Genomic DNA, 17,588 nt, shown 5'->3' on the forward strand with positions numbered 1-17,588 from the left:
GGTCAGCGCAACGCGGCTGCGGCGTGCAGCGCTTCGCGCATGGCCGCCTCGGGGGCCGGGCGTACGCCGGTGAACTGCTCGAACTGGCCGAGCGCCTGGGCCAGCAGCAGGTCCAGGCCGGAGACGACCGGCAGGCCGGCGGCGGTGGCCGCGGCGGCCAGCGGCGTCGGCCACGGGTCGTAGATCGCGTCGAACAGCACCGTGCCCGAACGCCACGCGACCACCGGGGCGAAGGAGTCGGCGGCGCCCTTCGGCACGGTCGAGACGACCACGTCGGCATCGAACGCAGCCGTCGCCGCCTCCCAGGCGACCCCGGACAGCGTCACCCCCAGCGCGTCGGCGGCCGCACCCAGTTCCGTCACCGCGGCGGGGCGCCGGGTCACCACCGTGACCGTCGAGGCGCCGAGCCGAGCGGCCGCGGCCAGCGCGGCGCGCGCCGTGCCACCGCCGCCGAGCACGGTCACCGACGGCGCCGTGCCGACGCCGGCGTCGCGCAGGACCCGCACCATTCCGGACACGTCGGTGTTGTCCGCGTGCCAGCCGTCCGGGCGGCGGATCAGCGTGTTGGCGGCGCCGGTGGCCCGCGCCACGTCGGTGGCGGAGGTCGCCAAGGCCAGGGCGGTCTCCTTGAGCGGCATGGTCAGCGACAACCCGGCCCACTCCGGGCCCAGGCCCGCGACCAGGCCCGGCAGGTCGGCCTCGGCGCACTCGACGGCCTCGTACGACCAGTCGGCCAGTCCCGCCGCCGCGAACCCTGCCCGGTGGATCACCGGAGACAGCGAGTGCCCGATCGGTGTGCCGCAGACCGCGGCGCGATGCGCGGCGGGAGCACCCGTCACAGAACGCCGTTCTTGCGGGCAGTCGCCTCGTTCTTGCGCTGGCCGTCCAGCGTGGTGGCGAACGCCGAGTGACCCTGCTTGTCGATCGCCACGAAGTACAGCCACGGGCCGGCGGGCGGATTCATCGCGCCTTCCAGCGCCGCCTGGCCCGGGTTGTTGATCGGGGTGGGCGTGAGGCCGCTCTTGCCGTGCGTACGGTACGGGTTCTTCGGGTCGGTCAGCTCGGCCAGCGTCATGTCCTTCGACGGCTTCGTCGGCCGCCCGGTGAGCTGGTAGTAGTAGTTGATCCCGACGTCGAACTGCAGGCAGCTGCACGGGAAGTTGCCGCCGTAGATCCGGTTGTACGCGACCCGGGCGATCTTGCCGAGGTCTTCCTGGTTGCCCGCCTCGGCCTGTGCCAGGGACGCCACGGTCAGCGCCTCGTACGGGCTGATCTTGCGTTCCTTCTGCACCCGGTCGACGAAGTCGATCTTCTGAGCGACGTTCAGGAAGTGCGTCACCATCGTCTTCAGCGCGTCCGTGGCGGTGCCCTTGGGCTGGAACTCGTAGGTGTCCGGGAACAGGAAGCCCTCGATCGACCGGTTCACCTTCTGCCCGTCCGTCCGGTTGAACCAGAAAGTGGGCACACCGAGCGCGACCGGGTCCTTTCCGGCCGCCTCGAAGTCCTTGACCGGGATGTTCGTCGCCTTGGACAGCAGCTCGTACACCTGCTTGGCGGTCTTGCCCTCCGGGATGGTGACGCCCGTGCTGACCCGCGACTTCGGGTCCAGCAGCAGCGTCACCGCGTCCTTGGCGGCCATCTGCTTGCGCAGGTTGTACGTGCCCGCCCGGATGTTGTGCCCCTGCGGGTTGGCGTCCGCCGCGTTGACGAACGCCGCGGTGCTCTTGACCACGTCCTTGTCGACCAGCGCGTTACCCATGTCCGTGAGGGTCGCGCTCTCCTTGATCTGCACCTGCGCGGTACCGGTGCCCGGACCGTCGTAGTCGGCGGCGGTGAAGAAGTCCCGGACCTTGCTGTAGCCCAGATACACCCCGCCGCCGAGCGCGCCGAGCAGGACGAAGGCCAGCAGGAACGCGACGGCCGACTTGCCCTTGCCACCACGCGAGCGCCGGTGCCGCGGTTTGGTCCGTTCGGCGTTCTCGTCGAACGCCAGATCAAGCTCGTCGATCATCTCGTCTGCCTCCGCTGCGCGTCCAGCCAGCTCTGCAGGATCTCCACGGCGGCCACCTGGTCGACCACCGCCCGCTGGCGCCGTCCCCGGACACCACGTTCGGCAAGTCTGCGAGTTGCCACCACGGTCGACATCCTCTCGTCCGTCAGTACGACGGGCACGTCCCCGACCGCACGTGCCAGCCGGTCAGCGTACGCACGAATGTCTACCGCGGCTGTCCCCTCCGCGCCCGACAGGCGCACCGGAAGACCCACCACGATCTGCACCGCCTCGTGCTCCTCCACGAGGCGCCTGAGCTCGGCTATATCGGCGGGTACGGAATCGGCGGCCGCCCCCATGTCCCGGGACACCGTGACCAATGGGGTGGCCAGGATCCCGTCGGGGTCACAGATCGCAACCCCGACACGGACCTTACCGACATCGACGCCCAGCCGCCTACCCCGCGGTGGTGTCTTCATCGGGCCACCCTCTCCAACGTCACGCAGCGTCGCCGACCGCCTTCTCCACAGCGACCAACAGGGCCGATACCTGATCGGCGGGCACGCCGCCGCCCTGAGCGAGGTCGGCGTTGCCGCCGCCGCGTCCCGACAGCGCCCCCTTGACGAGGTCGGCCGCGGACAACCCGCGACCCTTCGCAGCCGCGTTGATCGCCACGATGAGTGACGCCTTGCCGTTCGCCCGGGACGCGACCGCGACCACCGCGGGACGCGCCGGGTCGATCTTTCCACGGATCTCCTGGGCCAGGGTGCGCACGTCGTTCCCGGCCGCGCCCTCGGGGGCCTCGGTGCCGACGTACGCGACGCCGCGCAGGTCCTTCGCCCCGCTCGCGAGCGCCGCCGCTCCGCCCAGCACCATCTGGGCGCGCAGCTTCTCCAGCTCCTTCTCCGCGTCGCGCAGCGCGGTCACGGTCTGCTCCACGCGCTCCGCGACCTGGTCGCCGGGCACCCGGAACAGCTCCGCCAGCCGGGACACCAGCAGGTGCTCCTTGGCCAGGAAGCCGAACGCGTCGATGCCGACCAGCGCCTCGACCCGGCGGACCCCGGAACCGATGGACGACTCGGACAGGACCTTCACCAGGCCGAGCTGCCCGGAACGGGACACGTGGGTGCCGCCGCACAGCTCGCGCGCATAGTCGCCGACCTCCACGACGCGGACCTCGTCGCCGTACTTCTCACCGAACAGCGCCATCGCACCCAGCCGGCGGGCCTCCTCCTGGCTGGTGATGAACGCGTGCACCTCCAGGTCACGCAGCAGCACCTCGTTGACCTGCTGCTCGACGTCGTGCAGCACTGCCTGCGGCACCGCGCCCGGGGTGTTGAAGTCGAAGCGCAGCCGGCCCGGCGCGTTCAGCGAACCCGCCTGGGTCGCCGACTCGCCGAGGAAGTGCCGCATCGTCTGGTGGATCAGGTGCGTCGCGGTGTGCGAACGGGAGATCGCCTTGCGCCGGGTCACGTCGATCTCCGCGAACCCGGCCTCGCCCGCGCGGACCTCACCGCGGACCACGCGCGCCTTGTGCACGATCAACCCCGGGATGGGCTGCTGCACGTCGACGACCTCGACCTGCCCCGCACCCACGTTGATCAGGCCAGTGTCGGCCTGCTGGCCGCCGCCCTCCGCGTAGAACGGGGTCGCGTCCAGGATCAGCTCCACGAACTCGCCCTCGCCCGCCGCCGCGACGCTCGCGCCGCCGCCGAGCACCGCGCGGATCCGCGACTCCCGGGACACCTCCGCGTACCCGGTGAACTCCACCGGGCCGCCCGCGTCCAGGACCGCACGGTACGCCGACAGGTCCGCGTGGCCGGTCTTGCGCGCCGCCGCGTCCGCCTTCGCCCGCGCCCGCTGGTCGGCCATCAACCTGCGGAAACCCTCCTGGTCGACCTGCAGGCCCTGCTCGGCCGCGATCTCCAGGGTCAGATCGATCGGGAAACCGTACGTGTCGTGCAGCTGGAACGCCTGCGCGCCGGTCAGCGTGGAACCGCCCGCGGTCTTGGTGTCCGTGATCGCGGTGTCCAGGATCGTGGTGCCCGCCCGCAGCGTGGACAGGAACGCGTCCTCCTCCGCGTACGCGTACGTGGAGATGCGGCCGAACTCCTCCGCCAGCTCCGGGTACGACGGCGCCATGCAGTCGCGCGCCACCGGCAGCAGCTCGGGCAGCGCGGGGGCCTGCCAGCCGAGCAGGCGCATCGCCCGGATCGCGCGGCGCATGATGCGGCGCAGCACGTACCCGCGGCCCTCGTTGGAGGGGACGATGCCGTCGCCGATCAGCATCAGCGCGGTGCGGACGTGGTCCGCGATCACCCGCAGCCGCACGTCGTCGGGGTGCGACTGGTTCGCCGCGTGCCCGGAATGCGCGCCGTACGTCTTGCCGGTCAGCTCCGCCGCCCGGGACAGGATCGGGCGGACCTCGTCGATCTCGTACAGGTTGTCGACGCCCTGCAGGATCGAGGCGATGCGCTCCAGGCCCATGCCGGTGTCGATGTTCTTCGCGGGCAGGTCGCCGACGATCGTGAAGTCCTCCTTCGACTTCACGTCGGTGATCTCGTACTGCATGAAGACGAGGTTCCAGAACTCCATGTACCGGTCCTCGTCGACCTCGGGGCCGCCCTCCGCGCCGTACGTCGGGCCACGGTCGTAGAACAGCTCCGAGCACGGGCCCGCGGGCCCGGGGATGCCCATCGACCAGAAGTTGTCCTTCTTGCCACGGCGCACGATCCGCTCCGCGGGCATGCCCGTCTGGCGCCAGATGTCGATGGCCTCGTCGTCGTCCAGGTACACCGTCGCCCAGATCCGCTCCGGGTCCAGCCCGAAACCGCCCTGCTCGACCGGCTTGGTGGACAGCTCCCACGCCAGCGGGATCGCGCCCGCCTTGAAGTAGTCGCCGAACGAGAAGTTGCCGTTCATCTGGAAGAACGTGCCGTGCCGGGAGGTCTTGCCGACCTCGTCGATGTCCGGGGTGCGGATGCACTTCTGCACGCTGACCGCCCGCTGGTACGGCGGGGTGCGCTGCCCCAGGAAGAACGGCACGAACTGCACCATGCCGGCGTTGATGAACAGCAGGTTCGGGTCGTCGATGGCCGGCAGCGGGGCACTCGGCACGACCGTGTGCCCGTTGGCCTCGAAATGCGCCAGGTAGCGCCGCTTGATCTCCGCCGTTCTCATCATGACCCCTTCTGGGCGTGCCGCCCCTGCGTACCGTCGTCGTCCCGCACGTCGGCGAACTGGTCGTCGAACAGCTCACCGGCAGCGAAGGCCTCGTGGATCTCTTGTTCGCGCTCGGCCATCCCGTCGCGGACGTCCTCCACGAAGTTACGCAGCGACTCGACGAGGCCGCCAGCGGATTGTGACAGGGAGGCGGCGATGCCCGACGGGGTGAACTCGTCGGCCTTGCGGGTCAGCTTGCGGACGACGACCGCGCCGACCGCCAGACCGATGCCGAGCCAGAGCAGGCGCTTCATGGCGGCGTTCCTTTCTCGGCGGCGCATCGTCGCCGCGGATGATCTCCAGTCGGCTCAGCGGGCGGCCCGGCGCCGCCGCTTCAATGTCTCGCGGACCTCGCGCTCCTCCTCGGCGTGCCGACGCGCGGCAGTGGCCTTGCGCAGGCCGTAGCCGAACGACGCCACCTTGACCAACGGGTTCGCCGCCGCGGCGGACACGACGGCCACCAGGTTCGCGACGTTGGCCGAGATGTTCTGCGCGTGGCCGGTGATCGCGTCCACCTTCGCCAGCTGGAGGTTCACACCGTCCAAAGAGACCTGCACCTGGCCGAGCGCCGTGTTCACGTTCTCGACCGTCTCGTTGACGTTGCCCAGCAGCGGGCCGGTGCGATCGGTCAGGTCGTTGATCGCCCGGGTCGCCGCGTCCACGGTGTGCCGCAGCTTGAGGATCGGAACGGCGAGCACGAGCACGAGCATCAGGAACGCGCCCGCCGCGATCAGCCCTGCGATTTCTCCGGCGTTCATGAACGCGTCTCCTCTACTGGCGGCCGTGTACGGCGTGCGTGAGCAACCGTGCAGACCCTACCGTCCGTCATCGCCCGCGCGTGTCACGACCGGGAGGGTGTCGGCTCCAACAGGGGATCATCACTGAGAACGGGGTCGGGAGTCTCGCCGACCAGCGACGGGTTCGGCGCCGGCTCGGGCTTGCCGCGCAGATCGGTAATGGCGTTCTGCACCTTGATGCTCACGCTGGAGCCGGTGCACTTCTTCGGGTCCGTCGTGGGCACCACACCGTCCGCGCCCGCCGACGGCAGCACCGCCGGATCCTGGGCGGCGACCGCGTCGATCGCGCACTCGGGCGGGCCGACGCGCAGGTCCAGAGTGAACTCGTCGCGCCGCCAGCACGTGTAGCTGCCGTCGGTGACCGGCTGCTCCGGGCACTCGGCGACCTGCCAGCGGTGCCACCCGGCGTCCGCCAGCGCCGTGGAGTACACCTTGGTGGTCTCCTGGTACGGCTGCTGCGACTGGGCGGTCCGCTCACGGAACCGGCAGTCCATGAAGCACCACTGGCTGCCGCTGCCGCGGTCCTTGACCTGCATGGCGGCCCAGGACGGCACGTGCAGCGCGTCCAGCGAGGTGAACACAGGGTCGCTGGTGGCCGAACGGATGCCGAACACCAGCGGCAGCAGGCCCAGCACGACGACGGCCAGCGACATCAGCGTGATGACCCGCAACCGCCGCTGGGTACGCATCTTCTGCCGCAGCTCGGAGCGGGCCTCGCGCAGGCCACCCAGTGCGCCGTCCGCGGATGGCCGGCGGGTCGCCGCGGCGCTGGCCGCAGCGGGTACGGCGCCACTCGCGGTGGCAGTCGCGACCGCACCACTCGCCGCGGCACCGCGTGTCCCGGCACCGGCGGCGCCCGCGGCGGGCGGCACCGTCCCGGCCGGGGTGTTCGCGGGGCCCGCACCGATGGCCGCGGCAGCGACGGAGGCGGCCGCACGCACCGGGGCAGCTGCACCGGTGACCTGCGCGCGACCGGGCACCGGGCCGGCCTCGGGTGCACGGCTGGGCGCGGCGACGGAGGCGGCGCCCGTCACCCTCCCGGCCGCGTCGCCGGGCGGCAGTGCCCGTCCGGCCGCGTCGCCGGGCGGCAGTGCCCGTCCGGCTGCGTCGCCAGGCGGCAGCGCCCGCGCGGCTCCACGGCCGGGCGGCAGCGGCCGGGCGGGCACGTCAGCGGGCGGCAGGGCCCGCGAAGTCATCTCGCCGGGCGGCAAGGGGCGGCCGGGCGCCTCCGCGGAGGGCAGAGCCCGCGCAGCCTGACCCGGCGGCAGAGCTCGTGGCGGCGTCTGACCGGGTAGAGCCTGAGCGGGGGCCGGACCGGGCGGCAGGGCCCGCCCCGGCATCTCGCCAGGTCTCTGGGCGCGTCTGGGTGCGGCGTCAGGCGGCGCGACACGCCCTGACGCACCGGTCGGTGCCGCGGTAGCCCGGACGGCCGCGTCGCCCGGAGGCAGGACGGGCGCCGCGTGAGCGGGCACGCCATGGGCGGGCGCCCCGTGAGCAGGGGCGCCGTGAGCGGGCGCGCCATGGGCGGCGCCACCATGCGCGGCGCCACCATGGGCGGGACCACCCTGGGCGGGTGCCCCGTGGGCAGGGGCGCCGTGGGCAGGGGCACCGTGGGCAGGGCCGCCGTGAGCCGGCTCGCGCGTGGGCGGCTCCGCCGGACCCTGCCGGTGGGCCTGGTCCGGTTGCCCGGGCGGAACTCGGCCGGGCCCGCCGCCACGTACGGCCGGGCGGCCGGTCCCGCCGGTACGTGGGGAAACCCCGATGACCGGAACCGCACCGGAGGTGTTGCCCGCCATCGCCCCGGCGCGGCCGGGCACGGCGGGACTCCGTACGCCCTCGCGGCCCGGCACGACCGGCGGGGCGACGGAGGCGGCGGGCCGGCCACCCTGCCCTGCCGGGGGCCGGCCGGAGCGGCCCGCAGGCGCTCGTCCCGGCTGGCCGCTCGACGGAGCCTGACCGGGCGGGAGCCCGCCCGACCGTGCGGGCGGGAACGGCGCGGCCTGAGCGCCCGACGATCCGGGCCGGCCCGGCGGGAACGGCGCGGCCCGGCCGCCCGAAGGTCCGGGCTGGCCCGGCGGGAAAGTGCCGGGAGGGAGTTGGCCGGGAGGGAGCTGGCCGGGGCGGCCGGCCGGGGAGTTCGGGGCGGACCCGGGCGGACCTGCGGAACGCTGGTCCCCGGCGCGCTGATCGGCGACCCGCCCGCGGCGGCCGGCCTGGTTCCCGCCGGGGCGCCGGGTCTGCGGCTCCGCCGCGGAGTGCATCCCGGGCTCGGGCACGCCGTGGCGCCCGCCGCCGTCCTGAGCCCCGTCGTCGCGAACGCCGCCGCGAACCCCTTCGCCGCGAACCCCGTCGCCGACGGGCTGTCGGGAGCCGGGACGGCCGCGACCGCCCGTGGCGGCGTTGCGGGATCCGAAGCCGGTGTCGTCGGCACCGGGCACTGCGGAGATCGGGCGGGCGGCGCCGCCCGCGGCGGGATATTCGTGGCGGGGCGGGCTGTCGGGGTGGCGGCCCGCGGAGGGGAATCCGCCACCCACCGGTTCGGGACGCGCGTGCCCGGCGGGTCGCCGACCGGCGGACGGGCCGACGGCGGGATTGCCGGCCGTCGCGCCCGGCGTCGTATCGGGGCCGGCACCCGGCTCAGCCGCGGCCCGGCGCCCGCGCGCTGCCGGCGCCGCGCGACGGCCGGCCGTCGGCAGCTCCGGCGCGTTGCCGGACAGCGGGACCAGCGGGGCCCCGGTCGGCGACACCGGCACGGCCGGTGATCCCGGGGCGGACTGGCCGGGGAGCAGGCCTGATTCGATCTGGCGGCGTCCTTGGCCGGGGCCGCGTTCGGTCTGGGGGCGTGGTGGTGCGACGGGCACGCCCGGGCGGTCGGGCTGGGCACTGCCGAGCGCGCCGGGCCCGGACGGGGGCACGGACCCCGGCGGTGTGGCGGGAGGGGCCGAGCGTGGGGCGGGCGCCGGGGCACGGCCACCGGGCGCGGCCGGTGGGGCGGAGGCGGCGGGCGGGCGGGGGGCGCCCGGTGAGGCCGGGGCAGCCGGTGGTGCGCCGTGCCGCGATCCCGGCTGCGCCGCCGGGTCGACGGCGGGCCAGCCACCGGTGGCGTACTCGCCGGAGCCGTCCTGCCACGAGCGGGACCGGCCGGTCTCGCGCCCGCCCGGACCGCGGGTGGCCGCACCGGCGGGAGCACCGCTGGTGGCCCGGGGCCCCGGTGGCGGGCTGACCGGCCGTACGCCGGCGTCGGGCGGACCGAACGAACCGGAACCGGCAGCGACCCCCGGTGGCCCGAACGCGCCGGGACCGGCAGCAGCCTCCGGTGGCCCGAACGGGCCGGGACCGGCAGTGTCGTCGGGCGGCCCGAACGGGTCGGGACCGGCGGCGTCGTCCGGGCCGGGCGCCGTGCGCCCGGACTTGCTGGTGCGGGCCTCGCCCCCGGCCGCGCCGGGGCCGATTGCAGTGCGCTGTTCCTTCGCCGTACGCAGGTCGTCGAGCCAGCCGGTCTCCTCCTGCGGGACCTCCTCCGGCGTCACCGGCTCCGGCCGGCCACGCCCGAAGCGCCGACGGCTCCGTCCGGCCTGCTCGTTGCGCTGGCCGGTCTCGTCGTCGGGCCCGTCGGCACCGCGCGCTCTCACAGCTGTTCCCCTCCGGCGGCGTCGCCGCGCTCGCCCGCGTCCGGATCGTCGGCCGACGGTCCGTGCACTCCCCGCACGATTCTGCGCAGCCGGGGCAACCGCTCTCCAACCGCCCGCTCGGCGCCGTGGTCGGTGGGCCGGTAGTACTCCGTGCGGATCAGATCATCCGGCACATACTGCTGTGCAACAACACCCCGCGGGTCGTCGTGCGGGTAGCGGTAGCCCGTACCGTGACCAAGACCACGCGCCCCGGGGTAGTGCGCGTCGCGCAGGTGGGCGGGGACCGCCCCGCCGCGCCCGGCCCGCACGTCGGACAACGCTGCTGCCAGCGCCGTGGTGACGCTGTTGGATTTGGGGGCGGTAGCGAGGTGCACGACCGCCTGGGCGAGGTTCAGCTGGGCTTCCGGCAGGCCCACCTGCTGGACCGCCAGGGCCGCCGCGGTGGCGACCTGAAGCGCCTGCGGGTCCGCCATGCCGACGTCCTCGCTGGCGAAGATCACGATCCGGCGGGCGATGAACCGGGGGTCCTCCCCCGCCACCAGCATCCGGGCCAGCCAGTGCAGGGCGGCGTCCGGGTCGCTGCCCCGCATGCTCTTGATGAATGCGCTGGTCACGTCGTAGTGGGCGTCGCCGTCGCGGTCGTAGCGGACCGCGGCCACGTCGACGGCGCGCTCGGCGGTGGCCAGGTCGATCTCCGTGGCCCCGACCGCCTGCGCGGACGCGGCCGCCGCTTCCAGCGCGGTCAGGGCTTTGCGTACGTCGCCCCCGGCCAGCCGGACCAGGTGCTCCTCGGCCTCGGCGCTGAGGGTGACCGCGCCCGCCAGGCCCCGCTCGTCGGCCACCGCACGCCGCACGAGCGCCCGGACGTCGTCCTCGGTCAGCGCATGCAGCGTGAGCAGGACGCAACGCGACAACAGCGGCGAGATGACCGAGAAGTACGGATTTTCCGTGGTCGCCGCGAGCAGCGTGACCGTCCGGTCCTCGACCGCGGCCAGCAGCGAATCCTGCTGGGTCTTGCTGAACCGGTGCACCTCGTCGATGAACAGCACCGTCGGCGGCCCCCCGGCCCGGCGGGCGCGGCGCGCGGCGTCGATGACCGAGCGCACGTCCTTGACCCCGGCCGACAGCGCCGACATGGCCACAAACGTACGGTCCGTGGCCGCGGCGACCAGGTGCGCGATCGTGGTCTTGCCCGTGCCGGGCGGCCCCCACAGGATCACCGACATCGGGGTCCGGCCGGTGACCAGCTGGCGCAGCGGGGCGCCCGGCGCGAGCAGGTGATCCTGGCCGACCAGCTCGTCGATGCCGGCGGGACGCATCCGCACCGGCAGCGGCGAATCACGGGTGGGGGCGGTGAATCCGATGGGTTCGGCACCGGCCGGGGCCGCGGTGCGCACGCCCCCCGGCCCGGTCAGCGGAAACAGCCCGTCGGATTCCATCGGCACCGAGGGTACCGGCACGCCCGTCACTGCCGGAAATACACCGAACGCGCAGCTTGAGGGGGCCAATCGACCGGGTCACGCCAGCGCGTTGACCGCCTTGGCCACGACCAGGGTCGCGATCACCACGGAGATCGCCGACTGCAGCAACATCGCGGACTTCGCCCATCGCGACAACGGCATCGTGTCCGTCGGGCTGAACGCGGTCGCGTTGGTGAATGCCAGGTACACGTAGTCCAGGAATTGGGGTTCCCAGTCCTTCCCCAGCCGCTCGTCGGCGAGCTGCGGGAACAGGAAGTCCGGGTAATCGTGCAGGCCGGCGGCCCGGGCTCGCGGGCCGCCCCGGTCGAAGTCCCAGTACCAGACTGCGAACGTCAACACGTTCAGCAGCCAGATCGCCCCGCCCGTGGCGAGCAGCTGGGCGGCGCTGGACGGCCCGTGGCCGGTGACGATGTCGCGCACGAGCAACGCCACGGAGCCCGCGTTGCTGAGGCTGACCACGCCGATCAGCACCAGCCCGAGGCGGCGCAGCCACGGCGCCGGCCGCTCGATCCGGCCGGGGTTCGCGGCGACCAGCACCGCCATCAGCACGATCTCGACCACGGGCAGCAGCCATCGTGAGCCGAGCGTCAGCCGGTCCGGCAGCATCACCTGCAGCCCGATCATCGCCAGGATGGCCAGCGCGAACGGCCACCGGTGCTCGCCCGCCGTGGCGCGCCGCCAGGCGGGCCGCACCGCGTCCTCGACGTCGTGCGTGACGAGCCGCTCGATGCGGGCCAGCCGCTCGATCAGGTCGTCGTCGGAGTCCGGCTGCACCCGGCCAGTCTCACAGTTGCGCGCGGCGGATGCAGCGCGACCTCAGTTCGAGTGCTCCACCGGTACGGCCTGGCCGTCGGTGCCGGGCAGACCGGCGGTCGGCTTGGGCTTCGCGTCGATGCCGGCCTCCAGCCGCTGCTGGGCGGTGATCGGCGTGGGCGCCCCGGTCAGCGGGTCGTACCCGCCCCGCGTCTTCGGGAACGCGATGACCTCGCGGATCGAGTCGGCGCCGGCCAGCAGCATGCAGGTACGGTCCCAGCCGATCGCGATGCCGGCGTGCGGCGGCGGCCCGTACTTGAACGCCTCCAGCAGGAACCCGAACTTGTCCTGCGCTTCCTCGGGCGAGATGCCGAGCAGGTCGAACACCCGGCTCTGCACGCTGGCCCGGTGGATACGCACACTGCCGCCACCGATCTCGTTGCCGTTGCACACGATGTCGTACGCGTACGCCAGCGCCCGGTCGGGACCGTCCTCGAAGTTGTCCATCCACTCCGCGTTGGGCGACGTGAACGGGTGGTGCACCGCCGTCCAGCCGCCCTCGTCCGTACGCTCGAACATGGGCGCGTCGACCACCCAGCAGAACGCCCACGCAGACTCGTCGATCAGGTTGGCCCGCTTGGCGATCTCGATGCGGGCCGCGCCGAGCAGTTCCTGGGCCTCCCGGCGGTGGTTCGCCGCCGCGAAGAAGATCGCGTCGCCCGGCTTGGCGCCGACCGCGTCGCCGAGCCCGGCCAGGTGTGCGGCGGACAGGTTCTTGGCGACCGGCCCGCGCGGCTCGCCGGTCGACTCGTCGAGCACCACGTACGCGAGCCCGCGCGCCCCGCGCGCCTTGGCCCAGTCCTGCCAGCCGTCCAGCTCCTTGCGGGTCTGCGACGCGCCGCCCGGCATCACGACCGCGCCCACGTAGCCGCCCGCGTCGATGGCGCCCGCGAAGACCCGGAACTCCGTGCCGCGCAGGTAGTCCGTGAGCTCGGTCAGCTCCAGGCCGTAGCGCAGGTCGGGCTTGTCCGAGCCGTACCGGTTCATCGCGTCGTGCCAGGTGATCCGGCGGATCGGGGTGGGCACCTCGACACCGGCCAGCTCGCCCCACAGCTTCGACACGATCTGCTCGCCGAGCTCGATGACGTCGTCCTGGGTGACGAACGACATCTCGATGTCGAGCTGGGTAAACTCGGGCTGCCGGTCGGCGCGGAAGTCCTCGTCGCGGTAGCAGCGGGCGATCTGGTAGTAGCGCTCCAGTCCGGAGACCATCAGCAGCTGCTTGAACAGCTGCGGGGACTGAGGCAGCGCGTACCACGTGCCCGGCTGCAGGCGGACCGGGACCAGGAAGTCGCGGGCGCCCTCGGGAGTGGATCGGGTCAGCGTCGGCGTCTCGATCTCCACGAAGTCGCGGGCGTGCAGCACCTCGCGGGCGATCTGGTTGGCGCGGCTGCGCAGCTTCATGGCGTTCGCCGGACCGCTGCGGCGCAGGTCCAGGTAGCGGTACTTCAGGCGCAGGTCGTCGGACGCGGTGACCGCGTCGTCGACCGGCAGCGGCAGCGCGGCGGCCTCGGACAGCACGGTCAGCTCGCTGGCCACCACCTCGATCGCGCCGGTGGCCAGCTCCGGGTTCTCGTTGCCGGCCGGGCGGGCGGACACCGCGCCGGTGACCTTGACGCAGAACTCGTTGCGCAGCGCGTGCGCGTCCTCCTCCCGGAAGACCACCTGGACGATGCCGGAGGTGTCGCGCAGGTCGACGAAGATGACCCCACCGTGGTCGCGCCGGCGGGCGACCCACCCGGCGAGCGTCACCGTCGTGCCGGCGTCGCTCGCACGCAGGCTGCCGGCGTCATGGGTACGGATCACGGAAACGTCTCCTCACACGGTGTCACAGGGCGCACCCGACATTCTGTCAGTCGCGCCGGGCCCGGCCGCGACGCGGGCCGAAACTCGTCGATCAGAAGTACGTGTGCAGCACGTCCACGACCCGCAACGCGTCGTCGACCACCGGGATGTGCCGCCACTTGTCGAACGCCGTGCACGGGTGCGAGATCCCGAACCGGACGATGTCACCCGGCGCGAGCCTCGCCCCCGGGGCCACCTCCAGGTAGGTGTGGTGGTCGTTGAGCCGGGTCACGGTGAGCCCGTCCGCGGCGACGGCACCGCCGTCGGCGCGGCGCACGGACAGCGGCACGGGCAGCCCCGCGTCGCACGGGGCGTCCCGCTTGCCCATCCCGGCCAGCGCCAGACCCGGCTCGGGGACGGACAGGACCTGGGCGTACAGCTCCAGCGCGGCGACCAGCGGGCCCTCGGCGGGCACCCGCAGGAACGGCGTGCAGTCGCGGTACAGGCCGTCGTCGTGCGTCACCGAGGTGCCGCTGCGCAGCACCGTCTGCCGCTCGTGGCCGGGCAGCCGGTCGCCCGCGAGCACCGCTGCCACCCGGTCGAACCAGGCGCTGCCGCCCGCCGACACCAGCACCCTCGGTCCCAGCAGCCCGGCCCCGGCCAGAGCCGCCGCCCCGGCCGCGAGGTCGCCGAGGAACGCGTCCACCGCGGCCTGCTCGCCCAGGCCGCCCTCGTAGCCGGTGACCCCGGCCAGCTCCAGGCCCGCGACCCCGCTCACGGACCGGGCCACGACGAGCAGCCGCTCGACCGTACGGCAGCCCGTGCGCCCGCCGGAGTACCCCCGCTCGACCAGAACCCGCAGGCGTCCCCCGGCTGATGCGGTCGCGTCGAGTGCCGTGGCGGCCGCGGCCACCCCCGCCTCGGAGTCGACCTGGAGGTACACCTCCCATCCGCGGGCACTCTCGGCCGCCAGCCAGCGCAGCGCGGTCGGGTCGAGCACCTGGTTGGCCAGCAGCACCCGCGGCACGCCGAGGCGGCGCAGCACCAGCGCCTGGTTGGCGGTGGCCACGGTCATGCCCCACGCTCCGGCGTCGAGCTGGGCGGCGAGCAGCCCGGGAGCCATCGACGTCTTGGCGTGCGGCGCGAGATCGAGGCCGTGCCGGGCGCAGTACGCGGCCATCGTCGCGATGTTCGCCTCGGCGGCCGAGCGGCGCAGCACCAGCACGGGCCAGGTGAACCCGCCGTCGAACAGCCCGGGCCGCGCGGCCGCGAACCCGGCCGCGGACACCGACGTGTCCGGCAGCCAGAAACCTTTGCTGCGCCAGTCGATCCGCTCGTCCGGCAGGTCCAGTGTCACGGTCACCTCCGAGCGCGGGGACAGCGGCCCGCACGCTGTGCACGCTATCGCCGGGACCGGCCGGTGTGGAGGCCGCACGCCGCACACCGGCCCGGGCCTGCGGTCCCCCGGCTGAGTGTCGTCCAGCGTCACGGCCCCCGGCGTGCTTTGATCGGATGATCGGCGCGAGCGCCGGAGCACCGGCGATCAGGGAGGTCGGGCTTGTTCCTCAGCCAGCACGAGCAGGAACGTCTGCTCATCCACGTCGCGGCGGACGTGGCCCGGCGCCGGCGGGAACGGGGACTGCGCCTGAACCATCCGGAGGCCACCGCGATCATCACCGCGTTCCTGCTGGAGGGTGCCCGCGACGGCCGTACGGTCGACGAGCTGACCGCCGCGGGCCGCCGGCTGCTCAGCCGCGACGACGTGCTGGCCGGGGTGCCCGAGATGCTGCCCGAGGTGCAGGTCGAGGCGACGTTCCCGGACGGGACGCAGCTGGTCACGGTGCTTGGGCCGATCTCGTGATCCCGGGCGAGATCCTGCCCGGCGACGGCGACATCACGATCAACCCCGATCGGCCGGTGCGGACCGTGGCGGTCCGCAACACCGGTGACCGGCCGGTGCAGGTCGGCTCGCATTTCCACTTCGCGGAGTGCAACGCGGTGCTGGAGTTCGACCGGCAGGCGGCCTGGGGGCACCGGCTCGCCGTACCGGCCGGGACGTCGGTGCGGTTCGAGCCGGGGCTGCCCCGGGAGGTGCAGCTCGTCCCGCTGGGCGGGCGGCGGGTGGTGCCGGGCCTGCGTGGTCTGGCCGCCGGCTGCCTCGACGTCGAACCGCCACCGCCACCGGTCGAGGTGGACGACATCGAACCGGCGGGCTCGCTGGACGAGGACGAGGGTGAAGGCCCGTTGAGCAACGGGAGCAGCCGGTGACCGTGCTCGACCGTGGCCGCTACGCCGCCCTGTACGGCCCCACCGCGGGCGACCGGATCCGCCTGGCCGACACGAACCTGCTCATCGAGATCGACCAGGATCTGAGCGCGGGCCCGCACCCGGGCGACGAGGTGGTGTTCGGCGGCGGCAAGGTGATCCGCGAGTCGATGGGCCAGTCCCGGGCGACCCGCGGCGAGGGCACCCCCGACACGGTGATCACCGGCGTGGTCGTGCTGGACCACTGGGGGGTGGTGAAGGCGGACGTCGGCATCCGCGACGGGCGCATCGCGGCGCTCGGCAAGGCCGGTAACCCGGACACGATGGACGGGGTGGATCCGGCGCTGGTCATCGGCCCGGGCACCGAGGTGATCGCCGGCAACGGCCGGATCCTCACCGCGGGCGCGATCGACGGCCACGTGCACCTGATCAGCCCGACTCTCCTCGACACCGCGCTGGCCAGCGGCATCACCACGATCATCGGCGGTGGCACCGGCCCGGCCGAGGGCACCATGGCGGCCACGGTCACGCCGAACTCGTGGCATCTGGCCCGCATGCTGGAGGCCGTCGACGCGTGGCCGCTCAACGTTCTGCTGCTGGGCAAGGGCAACACCGTGTCCGAGGCGTCGATGTGGGAGCAGATGCGCGGCGGCGCGGGCGGCTTCACGCTGCACGAGGACTGGGGCAGCACCCCGGCCGCCGTCGACGCGTGCCTGCGGGTGGCGGACGAGTCCGGGGTGCAGGTCACCCTGCACACCGACTCGCGCAACGAGGCGGGTTTCGTCGAGGAGACGTGGCGGGCGGTCGCGGGCCGCTCGGTCCACGCGTACCTCACCGACGGGGCGGACCTCGTCACGGTCGCGGGGCAGCCCACCGTGCTGCCGTCGTCGACGAACCCGGTCCGGGCGTCCACGATGGGCGCCGAGGGCCTGCTGCACGACCTCGGCGCGATCTCGATGATCGGGTCGGATGCCCAGGCGACCGGCCGGGCCGGCGAGGTGATTGTGCGTACGTGGCAGACCGCGCACGTGATGAAGGCCCGCCGCGGCGCCCTGCCCGGCGACGACGCCGCGGACAACCTGCGCGCCCGGCGGTACGTCGCCAAGTACACGATCTGCCCCGCGCTGGCGCACGGGCTGGCCGAGCTGATCGGTTCCGTCGAGCCGGGGAAGCTGGCCGACCTGGTGCTGTGGGACCCGGCGTTCTTCGGCGTCCGCCCGGCGATGGTGCTCAAGGGCGGCATGATCGCGTACGCGCAGGCGGGCGACGCGAACGCCGCCGTCCCCGCCGCGCAGCCGGTGCTGCCCCGCCCGATGTTCGGTGCGTACGGCGTCGTCCCGGCGCAGACGTCGCTCGCGTTCGTCGCACCCGCGGCGATCGACGCGCTGCTGGGCGACCGCATCGCGGTCAGGCGGACGCTCGTGCCGGTGGCGGACACCCGCGCGGTGGGCAAGGCGGACCTGCCGCTCAACGATGCGCAGCCGCGCATCGAGGTGGAGCCGGGCACGTTCGCGGTACGCGTCGACGGCGAGGCCGTGGAACCCGCAACGGTCACCGAGCTGCCCATGGCGCAGCGGTATTTCCTGTTCTGACAGCCGAGATT

The 17,588-nt window shown here is 73.6% G+C and carries 14 protein-coding genes; 3 read left to right on the top strand and 11 right to left on the bottom strand.

What is annotated here, in order from left to right; all coding sequences use genetic code 11:
* Nucleotides 1-2 precede the first annotated feature (2 nt).
* The 11 genes from ACMCNK_RS10405 to ACMCNK_RS10455 form a co-directional block, all read right to left on the bottom strand.
* Entirely contained in the window at nt 3-839 is an 837-nt protein-coding gene (locus ACMCNK_RS10405; protein WP_412736180.1) for a shikimate dehydrogenase, read from the bottom strand.
* Entirely contained in the window at nt 836-2,011 is a 1,176-nt protein-coding gene (gene mltG / locus ACMCNK_RS10410) for an endolytic transglycosylase MltG (protein ID WP_412736181.1), read from the bottom strand. The genes ACMCNK_RS10405 and mltG overlap by 4 nt, the downstream gene beginning before the upstream one ends.
* A complete protein-coding gene (gene ruvX / locus ACMCNK_RS10415; protein WP_412736182.1) occupies nt 2,008-2,469 on the bottom strand; it encodes a Holliday junction resolvase RuvX in 462 nt (153 codons plus the stop codon). Before ruvX ends, mltG begins: the two co-directional genes overlap by 4 nt.
* A gap of 19 nt (nt 2,470-2,488) precedes the next feature.
* Complete coding sequence (gene alaS / locus ACMCNK_RS10420; protein WP_412736183.1) at nt 2,489-5,170, bottom strand: alanine--tRNA ligase; 2,682 nt, start codon at nt 5,168-5,170, stop codon at nt 2,489-2,491.
* A complete protein-coding gene (locus tag ACMCNK_RS10425; protein ID WP_412736184.1) occupies nt 5,170-5,466 on the bottom strand; it encodes a hypothetical protein in 297 nt (98 codons plus the stop codon). The genes alaS and ACMCNK_RS10425 overlap by 1 nt, the downstream gene beginning before the upstream one ends.
* A gap of 54 nt (nt 5,467-5,520) precedes the next feature.
* Complete coding sequence (locus ACMCNK_RS10430; protein WP_412736185.1) at nt 5,521-5,970, bottom strand: DUF948 domain-containing protein; 450 nt, start codon at nt 5,968-5,970, stop codon at nt 5,521-5,523.
* Between the two features lie 83 nt (nt 5,971-6,053).
* A complete protein-coding gene (locus tag ACMCNK_RS10435; protein WP_412736186.1) occupies nt 6,054-9,641 on the bottom strand; it encodes a hypothetical protein in 3,588 nt (1,195 codons plus the stop codon).
* The gene (locus tag ACMCNK_RS10440; protein ID WP_412736187.1) at nt 9,638-11,080 is read right to left on the bottom strand and encodes a replication-associated recombination protein A; all 1,443 of its coding nucleotides are present in this window, start codon (nt 11,078-11,080) and stop codon (nt 9,638-9,640) included. Before ACMCNK_RS10440 ends, ACMCNK_RS10435 begins: the two co-directional genes overlap by 4 nt.
* A 78-nt stretch (nt 11,081-11,158) precedes the next feature.
* The gene (locus ACMCNK_RS10445) at nt 11,159-11,896 is read right to left on the bottom strand and encodes a hypothetical protein (RefSeq protein WP_412736188.1); all 738 of its coding nucleotides are present in this window, start codon (nt 11,894-11,896) and stop codon (nt 11,159-11,161) included.
* Between the two features lie 42 nt (nt 11,897-11,938).
* Nucleotides 11,939-13,741: an aspartate--tRNA ligase gene (gene aspS / locus ACMCNK_RS10450; RefSeq protein WP_412736189.1), complete on the bottom strand. Its 1,803-nt coding sequence runs from the start codon at nt 13,739-13,741 to the stop codon at nt 11,939-11,941.
* A 91-nt stretch (nt 13,742-13,832) separates the two neighbouring features.
* Nucleotides 13,833-15,077: an alanine racemase gene (locus tag ACMCNK_RS10455; RefSeq protein ID WP_412736190.1), complete on the bottom strand. Its 1,245-nt coding sequence runs from the start codon at nt 15,075-15,077 to the stop codon at nt 13,833-13,835.
* Between the two features lie 201 nt (nt 15,078-15,278).
* Here ACMCNK_RS10455 and ACMCNK_RS10460 point away from each other — a divergent pair, with 201 nt between their 5' ends.
* From ACMCNK_RS10460 to ACMCNK_RS10470, 3 genes are read left to right on the top strand one after another with little or no spacing between them, the layout of a single operon-like run.
* Complete coding sequence (locus ACMCNK_RS10460) at nt 15,279-15,581, top strand: urease subunit gamma (RefSeq protein ID WP_412736191.1); 303 nt, start codon at nt 15,279-15,281, stop codon at nt 15,579-15,581.
* The gene (locus tag ACMCNK_RS10465; protein ID WP_412736192.1) at nt 15,578-15,988 is read left to right on the top strand and encodes an urease subunit beta; all 411 of its coding nucleotides are present in this window, start codon (nt 15,578-15,580) and stop codon (nt 15,986-15,988) included. Before ACMCNK_RS10460 ends, ACMCNK_RS10465 begins: the two co-directional genes overlap by 4 nt.
* Nucleotides 15,985-17,577, top strand: a complete 1,593-nt coding sequence (locus ACMCNK_RS10470; RefSeq protein ID WP_412736193.1) for an urease subunit alpha — start codon at nt 15,985-15,987, stop codon at nt 17,575-17,577. Before ACMCNK_RS10465 ends, ACMCNK_RS10470 begins: the two co-directional genes overlap by 4 nt.
* Nucleotides 17,578-17,588 lie beyond the last annotated feature (11 nt).

This window comes from Krasilnikovia sp. MM14-A1259 (genome assembly GCF_047159535.1).
GTDB lineage: Bacteria > Actinomycetota > Actinomycetes > Mycobacteriales > Micromonosporaceae > Actinoplanes.

What these genes read in the sequence shown, in the direction of transcription:
- mltG (WP_412736181.1), bottom strand. Translation starts at nt 2,011, where the DNA reads ATGATCGACGAGCTTGATCTGGCGTTCGACGAGAACGCCGAACGGACC.
- ruvX (WP_412736182.1), bottom strand. Translation starts at nt 2,469, where the DNA reads ATGAAGACACCACCGCGGGGTAGGCGGCTGGGCGTCGATGTCGGTAAG.
- alaS (WP_412736183.1), bottom strand. Translation starts at nt 5,170, where the DNA reads ATGAGAACGGCGGAGATCAAGCGGCGCTACCTGGCGCATTTCGAGGCC.
- ACMCNK_RS10425 (WP_412736184.1), bottom strand. Translation starts at nt 5,466, where the DNA reads ATGAAGCGCCTGCTCTGGCTCGGCATCGGTCTGGCGGTCGGCGCGGTC.
- ACMCNK_RS10430 (WP_412736185.1), bottom strand. Translation starts at nt 5,970, where the DNA reads ATGAACGCCGGAGAAATCGCAGGGCTGATCGCGGCGGGCGCGTTCCTG.
- ACMCNK_RS10440 (WP_412736187.1), bottom strand. Translation starts at nt 11,080, where the DNA reads ATGGAATCCGACGGGCTGTTTCCGCTGACCGGGCCGGGGGGCGTGCGC.